Annotated in this window: 9 protein-coding genes and 2 pseudogenes; 8 read left to right on the top strand and 3 right to left on the bottom strand. The window is 60.1% G+C overall.

Annotated elements, in window-relative coordinates; all coding sequences use genetic code 11:
- Positions 1–176: 176 nt before the first annotated feature.
- Positions 177–361: pseudogene (locus NKK51_RS26995) on the top strand (ArdC-like ssDNA-binding domain-containing protein); the annotation flags it as partial.
- A gap of 380 nt (positions 362–741) precedes the next feature.
- Here the strand turns inward: NKK51_RS26995 and NKK51_RS27000 are convergent.
- The gene (locus NKK51_RS27000; RefSeq protein WP_352555216.1) at positions 742–1437 is read right to left on the bottom strand and encodes an OmpW/AlkL family protein; all 696 of its coding nucleotides are present in this window, start codon (positions 1435–1437) and stop codon (positions 742–744) included.
- A gap of 129 nt (positions 1438–1566) precedes the next feature.
- Positions 1567–3678: a prolyl oligopeptidase family serine peptidase gene (locus NKK51_RS27005; protein WP_352555169.1), complete on the bottom strand. Its 2112-nt coding sequence runs from the start codon at positions 3676–3678 to the stop codon at positions 1567–1569.
- A gap of 784 nt (positions 3679–4462) precedes the next feature.
- Here NKK51_RS27005 and NKK51_RS27010 point away from each other — a divergent pair.
- The 3 genes and pseudogenes from NKK51_RS27010 to NKK51_RS27020 all read left to right on the top strand — a co-directional run.
- Positions 4463–4632: pseudogene (locus tag NKK51_RS27010) on the top strand (transposase); the annotation flags it as partial.
- Between the two features lie 6 nt (positions 4633–4638).
- Positions 4639–4917, top strand: a complete 279-nt coding sequence (locus NKK51_RS27015) for a hypothetical protein (RefSeq protein WP_352555223.1) — start codon at positions 4639–4641, stop codon at positions 4915–4917.
- Between the two features lie 579 nt (positions 4918–5496).
- On the top strand, positions 5497–5853 hold the full coding sequence (locus NKK51_RS27020) for a hypothetical protein (protein ID WP_023736366.1): 357 nt from the start codon (positions 5497–5499) through the stop codon (positions 5851–5853).
- 190 nt (positions 5854–6043) lie between these two features.
- Here NKK51_RS27020 and NKK51_RS27025 read toward each other — a convergent pair whose 3' ends face one another.
- Positions 6044–6400 (bottom strand): hypothetical protein, encoded by a 357-nt coding sequence (locus NKK51_RS27025; protein ID WP_352504769.1) that lies wholly within the window; start codon positions 6398–6400, stop codon positions 6044–6046.
- Positions 6401–6596: 196 nt separating this feature from the next.
- Here NKK51_RS27025 and NKK51_RS27030 point away from each other — a divergent pair, with 196 nt between their 5' ends.
- From NKK51_RS27030 to NKK51_RS27045, 4 genes are all read left to right on the top strand, one after another.
- Positions 6597–6782: an iron-sulfur cluster assembly accessory protein gene (locus tag NKK51_RS27030; protein WP_352555171.1), complete on the top strand. Its 186-nt coding sequence runs from the start codon at positions 6597–6599 to the stop codon at positions 6780–6782.
- Positions 6783–7028: 246 nt separating this feature from the next.
- On the top strand, positions 7029–8333 hold the full coding sequence (locus NKK51_RS27035) for a lysine N(6)-hydroxylase/L-ornithine N(5)-oxygenase family protein (RefSeq protein WP_352555173.1): 1305 nt from the start codon (positions 7029–7031) through the stop codon (positions 8331–8333).
- A 506-nt stretch (positions 8334–8839) separates the two neighbouring features.
- On the top strand, positions 8840–9619 hold the full coding sequence (locus NKK51_RS27040; protein ID WP_352555175.1) for a phytanoyl-CoA dioxygenase family protein: 780 nt from the start codon (positions 8840–8842) through the stop codon (positions 9617–9619).
- A 335-nt stretch (positions 9620–9954) separates the two neighbouring features.
- Positions 9955–11958, top strand: coding sequence for a class I tRNA ligase family protein (locus tag NKK51_RS27045; RefSeq protein WP_352555177.1), 2004 nt, complete (start codon positions 9955–9957; stop codon positions 11956–11958).
- The last annotated feature ends 173 nt before the right edge of the window (positions 11959–12131 follow it).

Raw genomic sequence — 12131 nt, forward strand, 5'->3', positions numbered from 1 at the left:
TCCCTTCTAGACCCGCTGCGGCAGCCCGCAACCCTTCGCGTGCCGCTCAGGGTCCTCCTCTTCGTTCCGGTCCTTCGGATGCGGTCCGCCTACTGGGCGGGCCATTCCGGTCGCGACTCGCCGCCCACCCCGCTTCCGGGGAAAGGCGCGGCGATTGGTGAGCGGAGGATGAAACGATGCATGCAAACAGCAAGCCTACCACCAGCGGAGAGGCTGGCGCAGGCAAGGGCAGGCGCCCGGGCCCCAGCCTCTATCAGGAGATCACCGACCGCATCATTGCCGAGCTGGAGCGCGGTACCGTGCCATGGGTCAAGCCATGGGGCAGGCAAAAGCAGGCCTTGGCCTGCCGAGGAATGCTTCCGGGGCGCCAGCCACCGCTCCTGCAGCAAAGAACAGCAGCTGTCGCAGCATGGCTGAACAAGGCATCCTGTCCGGCGTCGAGGAGCTCCGTGCTCGCCTTACGCAGGCGCATAGCTCAGACATGACGTCCGGGAGACTGATGTCGGGCAAAGACCCCAACTTAAGCTCATCAACAACCACCAACAGCCATCCTTGTCCGAAGCGCGCGTTAGTCGAGGCCGTATTGACCAGGGGTACCCTTCTTGGTCCGCAGGAGGAGGGCGGCCGCCCGTCGACAAGGGCTTCTTCAAGTGTCGCCAGTGCAGGGAAGACCGTAATGAAGGGCGCACGAGGCGCCCTTCATTCAGATCGGCTATCAGCAGCCGCCTTCACCTTTCGTTGTTAGAAGCGGTAGGTGACACCTGCGCCTATCAACCAGGGATCGAGCTCCGCCTTTCCAGTCAGCTTCGCGCCGTCGACCGTTACGTCGAAGTCTGGCTTGAGGAACAGCTTCTTCACGTCGAAGTTAACACCCCAGTGCTGATCCACCATGTAGTCGAATCCGACCTGCAGCGCCGTGCCGAACGTGTTCTTAACATGGAGAGCATCTGCACTGCCGACGTCCTGGTTATAAAAGATCGTGTAGTTCACGCCGGCACCGACATAGGGCTTGAATGCGCCGAAATCGGTAAAATGATACTGCAATGTGAGCGTGGGGGGCAGCAGCCAAATCTTACCGATATTGCCCAGCGCGCCGATCGCTCCTTGGCCCTCGATGTTGGCGTAGGTGGTGCCGAGGATAAGCTCGGCGGCGATGTTGCCCGTGAAGAAATAGGAGATATCGAGTTCCGGCGTCACAGTGTCCGAATAGGAAAGACCGGAGCCGGGCACTGCATTGACGTAGCCCGAATCCTCAGTGACGACCCCCAACGCACGCAGGCGGATCTGCCAAGGGCTTGGCCGTTCCGGGACCGAGGCTCCTGCCTGCGGGACGCTCGGGGCTTGCACAAGGTCGGCCGCAACGGCTTGCTGTCCCACCACCATGAGGACGACGGCCGCTGTTGCTCCCCGCGCCACGCCCATTCGCTTTCTCGCCATGATATTCTCTCCTTGCTCTTCAGAAATGATGCGACGCACCATGAAAAAACCTGCTGGAATCGACGAAGCGCTCATGCGCAGTTTGCATGGGACAGCGCGCTTTTTTTTTGTTTGCCCTTTGCTCGCCAATCATCGACCTGTACTCACTTGTGAAACGTTGCCCTTTGTCTCCGTGCACCTATCGAACGCCATCGACTTGCCAGCCGATCGCACTGCGAAGGAAATTGCAATGAATGCGGCTCGCTCACGACTGTTCTTGCCGGAGACGTGCCCGCCTGCGCCGGGCTCGTAGAAGTAAGCGGGATAGCCAAGAGCCTGCAGCTTTGTGGCCATCTTGCGCGCGTGGCCCGGATGGACGCGGTCGTCTCGCTTCCTGGTGGCAAGCAGGATCCGCGGATAGGGCTGTCCCGGCGCCGCGGCGTGATAGGCGGAGATTTGTTTCAGGAAAGTCCAATCGTCCGGCTTGTCAGGATCGCCATATTTCCAGCTCGCACCCGCCAAAAGCTTGGTGTAGCGATGCATGTCGGTAAGTGGGATTGTGCTAAACAGTGCGCCGAAACGATCAGGATAGCGTGTCAGCATATTGGCGATTAGGAGGCCGCCATTTGAAGCGCCCTCGGCGGCAATCCGCCTCGGCCGCGTAATGCCCCTTCGCACCAGGTCGGTGGCAACAGCGGCGAAATCGTCATGGGCGAGCCGTTTGCCCTGTCTGCCCCCGGCGTCGTGCCAACGGCTGCCGAACTCGCCGCCGCCCCGGATGTTGGCGACCACGCACGTGCCGCCGCGTTCTAACCACAGCTTGCCGATCGAGGAGTTGTAGTAGGGCAGGACCGATACGCCGAACCCACCGTAGGCGGTGAGATAAACCGGGGCATCTCCGTTCCCGCTCGCCGGGCCGACCTGCGTATAGGGGATCATCTCCCCATCGGTCGAGATTGCCTCGTGGCGCGTGACCACCAGTCCGGATGCGTCGAAATGCTCGGGGCTGCGCCTCAGGATCACTGGGGCGCTGAGAGGTGGCGCGGTATTGAGGTCGATCAGAAAAAGCTGCGGCGGCGTGATCGGGTCTTGAGCCGCTCCATTGGTCTGGTGACGTTCCGCATCGAATGGCCAGAGGTGAACAGTCCCTTCGGCGGGCACGGTGTCCAGGGCTCGGCGCGTCCATTCCTGGCGGTCGGGAGTGAACATCTCCAAACGCGGATCGAGTTTGACGAGGTAGGAGATAATGAGCTTCCCGTCATTCCAGAAGAATGACTGCAAGGAGCGCCTGTCGCCTGATTCAAAGAGGGCGGCAAGACTGGGCTCGCCGGCGATGAACGAGGAAAGCGAGATGCCGATCAGCGCGTGGGCGGCATGGGTCGCCCCTCCCACCGTCCACGGCGTGCGCGGCCTTACCCCCAGCCAGTCGCCGAATCCATTCCAGCGGGCGTCCCGTGGAAGGTCGATCTGTATCTTCGGCCCGCTCCTGTCGCCGATATGACCTATCATTTCGAAGAAGGCCGGCGTCTCGATGAACCAAAGGCGCTCGCTCCCGGCAGTACGGTCCAAATGACCAGATACGCCGAGGGATTCGGAATCGGCCTCGAAGATTACCGCTGAGGTGAGCGGATCCGCGCCACGCTTCCACAGCCGCACGGTGCGCGCGTAGCCGGAGCGGGTGGCCATGCCATCACCAAACGCACTAGAAAGCAGGAGCGTGTCAGGGTCGAGCCAATTAACCCCGCCCTTGGCATCCGCGAGGTTGAAACCGTCGGCGACGAAGCTAAGAGACTTCAGATCGAATTCGCGATGCACGACCGCATCGCTTCCGCCGCGCGACAGGCGCAGAACGGCTCTTTCCCGTCTCTCCGGCTCGATCGACGTGCCGGCCCAGATCCAGTCCTCTCCGTCGCTAACGGCGACGGCGTCCAGATCGAGCAGTGCCTCCCATTGGGGATCCGCCTTCATGTAGGCGGCAAGGGTGCTCCGGCGCCACAGTCCGCGCCGGTTGCGGGCATCTTGCCAGAAATTGTAGAGGTAATGACCGTGGCGCTTGATCTGGGGAGTTTTGTCCGGACGGTCGAAAATCGCTGTGAGGGCCGCGCGGTCGCGCTCGAATTGCGTTCCACCGAAGTGCCCCAGTGTCCTGGCCGACTGGCTGGCGGTCCAGTCAAGTGCCCGTTCGCCTTCTATATCTTCAAGCCAAAGATAGGGATCATCGTCGAGAGTATTCAGAGTTGGACGGAAATCGAACGCGGTCATGTCCGTACAACCTGAAGAATGACAGCGCAAAGGCTTCCTTCCGCCCGGGAAAGCTCAGTGTTTGCGGCGGCGACCGCATGCTCGGCGAGCGTGATCATGGGATGAGGTCTTCTCAGTTGGTGCGGCGCGGCAGTGCGTTTGCGCATAGGCTTGCATGTGTCGTGCCAACCAGGAAAATCTTTTCAGAACAATACGATCACTTTGATAGCGCTGTGTCTTATGTCCGACATCGTCGTAGTTCCGACAATGACTGCGACGGTAGGCGCCTGATTGATCTGGTGTAAGCGCGGAGCCAATCCCATCTGGCGCGGCATCAGATGATCTGTGAGAGATGATGACACTGAAGGAGCGAGGAGCTTGCGGTGTCAATTTCTATGTCTGCGCCTATCTGATGATAGAAGTTCCCATGTTCTTGAGGCGGTTCCGAACCGGAGGCAAGCCCGCAGCGTCTGCGGCGCTGGTCGGCGCAAGCGAAGGCACGGCTCTGATCGAGGCGACGCTGAAGCCGGGCGCGAATGTGTCGGCGATCGCGCGAGAGGCTGGAGTGGCGACTCGCAGCTGTTCGGCTGGCGGCGCAAGGCGATCAAGAGCGATGCGGTGACGCCGCAGCGGGATGCGGATCGAATTGGCTTGTCGAGGGGAGGGCAACGACATGATCCCGGCGACCGTGCGTTCGGCACTGTTGCCGTTGGTGCGCCAACTGAGCGGACTTGATGCCGAGATCAGGCAGAGCGATCAGGCTATTCTGGCCCTCGCCAAGACTGATGAAATGGCACGCCGTCTGATGACCGTTCCCGGCATCGGCCCCATTACTGCTTCCGCGCTTGCGGCGAGCATCCAGGATATCTCCACCTTCTCAGGTTCGCGCGAATTCGCCGCCTTCTTAGGGTCACGCCACGGCAAAACTCCTCCGGCGGAAAGGAACGGCTGGGACGCGTCTCCAAGATGGGTAACCGATATTTGCGCAAGCTGCTCGTAGTCGGCGTTCATGCCGTTCTGTTCCATCGCAAGCGTTCCGGAGATGCGTTGAGAAACTGGGCGGATCGCCTGATGGAGACCAAGCCCTCCATGCTTGTCGCCGTGGCGACCGCCAACAAGCTCGCCCGTATCGTCTTCGCACTTATGCGCGACGCAACACACTATGCCGGCACACCGGCGTACCAACAGCATCGGCAAAGGCCGCGAACCGGAATCGAGGGTGACAATGACGTGATGGGAACAGACGAGGACAGATCCTGAAAGCCTGCAGCATAGTCGGAGCTTCGAGCTCGCTCTCTTGATCAGGCCAAAGGATCAGCGGATACCATCAGGGCCAGCAGTCACAAGACCGCAGCAACAGGCCGGAGACATGACCGCACCCGCGAACATCCCATCGCTGAAAACAAACCATTGATCAGCGGGCGCCGTCCAGACATGACTATTTTGTATGGCTCGACGGACTGCCTCTGTCGTCGTGGCGCTGCCGTGTAGAACCTGGCCCATAATGCCTCCTTCCATTCGGAAGAAAATAATGCACCATCAAAGCTCGGGACCAAACACCTAGAGTGCCATTCAGCTTTTTTTATTTCACTCCAGCTGAAATGGCGCCCTTGACCCTGCCGCTCTGAGCGCAGCACCCGTGGCAGGCGGCCTTCCATCGTTCACTTCGCGGCAAAGGCCGATGGCGCCCCAGGAAGTGATGAGGGCAGCGCAACCAAAAACGTTTGCCTCGCGGCTTCGGTCCTGCCCTTGACTAGTTGGCGGCGATGTACAGGGATTTCCCGAGAGCCTACGTCGACCGGGCAAAGGCCTGCAACTGCTGAGTGAGAGGAGGGACGCTTGGACGAACACGATCCGAAGGAAGAGCTGATCGAGACGATTTTTCGCAACGGCACAATCACCGTCGTCGGCATTCTGCTTGCCTTTTCGCTCGGCTTCGTCACGCATTGGGCGGCGAACCCCATGCCATGGCGGCTCTACGACCTGTTCGCCGTTGTGCCGATCCTGGTCGGCATCACGTTGCAGTTGCGGGCGCTGTCCCTGCTACTCGACATGAGTTCGTTGCGCCGACCCATCTACGAACGCGCCAACCGCATCTTCATGGCCGGCCTTATCCTGACCGCGTGCGGCGTCGGGCTGGCCATCCTGCTCGATGTCTTCGCAATGTCGATGAAGGGCACGCTGCCCGGCGCTTGACGGCCTGTCCCTGCGCTTTGGAGCTGCCGCAATCGGCCGACGCGACGCGTCAGATCCGAGGGTTCCTAGTGCTTTCCCCCAAGCAGCGTCAGCCTTCTTCCCGAAGAACGCTTTCTCCAGATTGCATAGCGGATGTTTAGAGCGTGGGCTTGCCGGAAATTCCGTCTCGGTGGCATAACCCGCATAGCCTTTAGGGTGTTGCTAGGAAGACCGATTCGCGGGCGTGGATGGATAAATGCATTGCGTCAGGAAGAGGCTCGGCAGGTTGCGTCGTGCGCGCATTGCCGAACTGGAGCGCGATCTCGTGGCGATTACACCTCAGGGGCGCCATCGGCGTTTCGAAGCCGGACATGAACTTCGCAATGCGAAGTGCCGCCTGAAGCGTCTCGAGGAATGCATCGCTGAAATACCGGACAAATGTGGCCGTTAGCGCAAGCTTCGCCGCTCTCAATCTTTGCCACGCGGTCGGCTGGTCGGCGGGGAACAGATGCCGATCGTGCGGGTACTCTGTCCGGCAGAGACGCAAGGTTCTGCACTGTCCGTTCATGAAGACTTCGTGCTGGTCTCCACAAGAGAAGTATTCTGGTGCAGAAGGTGCCCGATTAGCTACCGGAAAAAGGCGACATCGATGTGCAAATCGGGCGCCGCAGTGAGGCGTCCCCCCCAATGTCGGATTTCCGACAGGATCGTAAATCCGCCAACCCCTTGTTTTATAAAATTTCCTTCTCTGGCACGGCCCATGCATGGGACTCTGCGAACGCATCAGCGAGACGTCGTCCATGATCATGCGCACCGAAAATGCCGTCGCCGCAGTGAAAACCGCGCTCTCGCCTGCCATCAAGCCGCCGAAAGGCCGGCGCGTCATGGTCGAGGCAGGCGATTGCGCCGGCTTCAAACACCTTAGTGGGCCTGGAAAGCTCCTCGCGTGACGGCGAGGGGGCATCCAGACGGGCGGAAAGGACAAACGTCGTTGCCCCACGTCGCCGGCATGACTCGTCGATTGTCACCGCGCTGGAATGCGCGGGTCTACATGCGAAGACCCGAACGCGCAGGATAAATTCTCGCAAAGCCCGGTCGGGACTAGGGCTCGAAGTCCGTGAGCGGAGGCTAATGGCTATGGCCGATATTCGCCGCGAACAAGCCGCCTAGTGCGAAGACGCTATAGGAGGAAGCAGGTGGAGTTATCTTGCGTTGGGATCGGTGCTGGCCCGTCCAATTTGAGCCTTGCGTGTCAGATACACGAGCAAGTTGGGAAGGGGGCAGTGTTCCTGGATCGGCAGGTCGGCTTCCGCTGGCATCCAGGCATCGCATTCGATTCCTCGGAGCTCCAGGTCAGCCACTTCAAGGACCTGGTCACCCTAGTGAATCCGCGATCAGCCTACACTTTCGTAAACTTCCTGCACGAGAACGGGCGTCTGTATCACTTCCTGAACGCACAGTTCGAAGCCGTGCTCAGAGTGGAGTTCGAACAATACCTGAACTGGGTCTTCCACAGGAACCCACTTGTGCGTGGCGGCGAGACAGTGCGCGAAATCCGCTTTGACGGCGAGTTTCAGGTGCGGACGGATAAGGCGGTTCTCGGCGCCAGAAACGTTGTGGTCGGCATTGGCAAGCAGGCGCAAATTCCGCCTCAATTTCAGGGCTGGGTTGGACGCAACCTGTTCCACTCATCGGTTTTACTGCACATCCACCCTGAGGTGCGGAGAAAGCATGTCTGCGTGGTCGGCGGAGGCCAGTCGGGAGCCGAGGTGATGTTGCACCTTGTCGGCCTGCCGAACGAACGGCGGCCTGCCTCGATCACTTGGGTCTCGCAGCGCGAAAACTATCTGCCTCTGGACAACAGCCCGTTCACAAACGAGTTGTTCATGCCCTGCTTTTCGGATCGCTTCGCGGCGATGAGCGAGTCGCAGCGTAAGCTGCTCCTGCGGCGTTTCGTGCTTGCTTCGGACGGCATTTCGGAAAGCACGTTGCGCGCGATCTATCAGGCGCTGTACCGCCATGCATTTTTCGAGCCATACCGATGCGACATCACACTGCGGCCGGGCTGCACCGTCTCGCACTGCATCAACGCCGGACCGGGTCACAGGCTGACCCTGCAGCATGGCATGGACGAGGTCGAAGAAGTCACGGCTGACATCGTCATCCTGGCCACCGGTTACGAGAACGCGGTCCCAAGCTTGTTGGAACCGATCATGGGCCGCTTGGAGCAGATCGACAATGAATTAGCTATTCGCGAGGATTTTTCGGTGAGCTGGGACGGACCGTGTGACAGACGCATCTTCGTACAAAATGCGAGCCTCGGGCAGCGCGGCCTGGCCGATCCGAACCTAAGCTTGCTGGCCTGGCGCGCGCGTCGCATCCTCGATAGCCTACTTGGGCGCGCGCCATGCGCGAACCCCGAGCATCCTGGCTTCATCACTCATACCTCGATCGAGAGCTGGCCCGACCACGCAGCCGAAGAAATGGGCAGTGGAATATGACTCGTATGCTTTTGATCATCGGCGGTGGCATCCTAGGAATGATGCCCGCCTGCGCTGCGGCGAACCCCGGAGGCTTCTCCGATATGATCGTGACCGACCAAGCCCTTCGACCAAGCGGCGCATCGCATCACTCTGGGGGCGTGCATTTCCCCTACGGTTGCCAAGGCCGTACCAAGTCGCTCACTCGAAAGACCGCCGTGGTCTTGGCGGCCATGGCTGGGTCGGCAGGTAGCGGATGGTGCCGGCCTTTGGCGATGCGTGTCGTGGTTGAACCGGGTGAAGCGATTGATCCGGCCCAGTTTACGGAACCCCTGGACCCGGCTGAGCCTGACATAGGCAGTCTCGCGCCGAGCTTCTGCGGACAATATCCGCCGGAGCGGAACGCACTTAGCATCGCCTCCCTCATCACGTGAGTCCGTCTCCGTGGACCCGCAACTTGATCAGCGCCCGACCGCCCTAATTGGCATGTCCAACCAAACCAGTCTTTCCAACAGGAGGCTTTTCGCATGTTGACTGATGCACAAAGAGAAAAGTGGCAGAAGGACGGATACGTCAGGCTCGAAAGGTTCTTCGATCCAGCGGCTCAGGAAGATATCTCTACCTTTGTCGAAGATATGTCACGCTGGGTCGTCAGCGATGATAAATGGCTCATGTGGTTCGAGAAAACGACGGACAATCGAAAGATCACCTCCAAGATGGAGAATTTTCTCGACTTCCATGATCCATTGCGTCGTTTGCTCTTAGAAGATCAGCGCATAAAGTCAGCGGTCGAGGAGTTGCTTGGCGAAGATTCGCGCAGGCTCAAGGAGTTGCTGATTTTCCACTACCCCGACAGCGGCGGCTATCTCCCGCATCAGGACATTTATCACATTCCACACAAACTCCCGGATCGGATGGTCCATGCGGTGGTTGCCATAGGCATCGACGACTCCGACGAGGAAAACGGCGGGCTTTTCTTCAGCCCCGGCAACCACAAGAAGGGGGTGTTTCCCATGGATGCCGGTGGGGTGATCGACCCTCAAGTTGCCGAAAAGTTCTCCTGGGAACCCGTAGTATGGAAGTCTGGCGACATCTTCATCTTCGACGATTACGCACCACACTACTCACGACCGAACAAAAGCAATCGTTCTCGGCGGACACTCTACTTGGTGTTCCAGCGTGCTTCAACCGGCGGGCCGACCCGTGCTGAATATAACGTGCTTAAGCGCGCCCTTAACCCGCCCGAGGGCAAAGTGGCCGATCTCGACAATCTCAAGCCCCCAAATGGCATCTTCTATCGCGATTGAGCTCACGCAGCCAGGCGGAGGCATGCACACGAAGCTGATCGACCGCTCAAAAATGCGCGGACGGTATGGACGTCTGATTTGCGGGCTCGCGGAGCATCGACCGCAGCCCGTTACGACGCTTTGGCACGTGGATTGCGGAGGTGGTCGCATGCGGTCTTCTGTGCGCCTACAGCCCGACTAGTGCCCCCCTTGGTTGCCCGCTTGCCGGTCCAGAGCTGCACTATCCTGGCCGGGCCGCCAATGGTCAGACTGCCGTTTCTCTCCACGAATTGCACGGGAGGCTGTTGCGTTGGCAGCCGAAGGTCCCACTGCTTCAACAGCTTAGGTTGGTTGTCATGCGCAAATACACGTTTTCTCGAACGGAGCTGTCGCGGGCGTTTGGTATCGACACGGCCACGCTTGGAACGGGCAGCGCTCGCACGGGGTTTTCATTCGGAAAGGTTGGACCCGGCGTCACATCCGAGCCCCATCGGCACGACGAAATCGAGGCCTTCGTGGTCCTGTCTGGTGCGGGCAAGGTCACCACCGACCGGGGGGAAATCTCGGTCGAGGCGGGCGATGTCGTTCTGTTTCACCCTTTTGAAGCGCATGTGCTGCGCAACGATGGGGACGAAGACCTAAATTTCGTCGATGTCTACTGGCGTGACGACGACGCCGCTCATCATGTCGCTGCAAAGCTCACGGCTCCCCGCGCGCCGACTTTCGTCTTCTCCACGCCGCCGACGCCAAATGGCGATCTGCATCTGGGGCATCTTTCCGGCCCCTATTTCGGCGCTGATGTCTATACTCGTTTCCTGCGCATGAAAGGAGTCGAGGCCTATCACCTGACCGGAAGCGATGATTTCCAAAGCTACGTCGCCGCGCGCGCTGATGCCGATCAATCGACGCCGGCAAACGTGGCGCGCTACTATGCCGACGAGATTCGCGCCACGCTTGCACTTCTCGATTGTGAGGTCCACAGCTTCCAAGCCACAATGGACGATGACGGTTACGGCGAGTTCCAAACCGCGTGTTTCCGGAGTCTTCTGAGCAGCGCGGCGGTAGATTTGCGCCAGAGCCCTGCGCTTTTTGATGCTGTGACAGGCCACTATCTTTACGAGCCGGATGTTGGCGGCCTCTGCCCCGATTGCGGCGGCTCCGCCGCTGGCAACATCTGCGAGGAATGCGGTGCCCCAAACCTTTGCCACGACTTAGGTGCAGCGCGGTCACGGCAGTCTGCCGAGGCGCCGGTGGTCGGCTCCCTCCGCCGTCCAGAACTTGCCATGGACCAATGCTACGACAATATCGACCGGCATCTAAGGGCGTCGGGCGTCCCGCTACGGATCTTGGATCTCTTCGCGCGCCTACGCCAACGCGGCGACTTTTCAGTGCCCATTACCCACCCCTCGGACTGGGGCCTGCCGGCGGAGGGGTTCCCGGGGCAAGTGATCTGGGTGTGGCCGGAGATGGCATTCGGTTTTCTGTACAACATCCAGGCGCTTGGCCGCTCGATGGGTCGCGACTGGAAGGCGGAGATGCCCGGCAACGACTGGCAGATTGTCCATTTCTTCGGCTTCGACAATTCGTTCTACCACGCGCTACTCTACCCCGCTCTTTACGCCGAGGTCTTCTCCCACTGGACGCCACGCATCCGCTATCACGTCAACGAGTTCTACCTGCTCAACGGCAAGAAGTTCTCAACCAGCTGCCGCCATGCGGTCTGGGGCAAGGAGGTTCTGAGCCCAAAGACAGTCGACGTCGTGCGCCTTCATTTGGGCCTGACACGCCCGGAAGGTGAGCGGACGGATTTCACGCTGGACGCGCTGCGCCGCACCGAGAAAGAGGTGTTCCAAAGCATCTGGCTGAACTGGCTTGAGGCGTTGAACCAGGAAATCAAGCAGGATTTTGCCGGCCGTGTACCCGATGCAGGCGACTGGAGCCCGGTCGACCGCGCCTTCTTTGCTCGCATAGAGATCTATCGCGCTGCGATGGAGCGCGCCTATTCGGACGAAGGCTTCTCGGTTCGGCGCGCGGCCACTCAGGTCTGCGAATTCGTGCGCGATTGCGTGATCTACCGCGGGGCGCGAGACTTTGCGGCGGCGCGACGTTTCTATCCTGCCCGCAATCGGACTTCGCTAGCCCTTCAGACGACGGCCGCTGCGATCCTGGCACCGACACTCGCTCCGCTGATGCCCCGCTTCGCCAGAACGCTGGCGCGAGGCATCGATGGCGCCTCAACCGAAACATGGCCCCGGTCCGTCCAGCGCCTTGTGCCCGGGACGCGCTTTGATCTCGGACCCGTGTTGGTGTTCTACGCCAAATCCGGCAATCCTCATCTCGATGACGAGGAAACACTATGAGCCCAAAGATGCACCAGTGAGCTGTCCCCATCTCGACCAGATCTGCGCGGCAATCAAAGCCGACGATGCCAAATATCTTGGCTCGCTGTCACTGGCGAGGGAAGCCGCTCTGAAGGGTAGAGACTAGATTAGCTGACCTGAACCAACGCGTCGTCAAACAACCCTGGCCCGCC

This window comes from Mesorhizobium sp. M0011 (genome assembly GCF_040324155.1).
GTDB lineage: Bacteria > Pseudomonadota > Alphaproteobacteria > Rhizobiales > Rhizobiaceae > Mesorhizobium.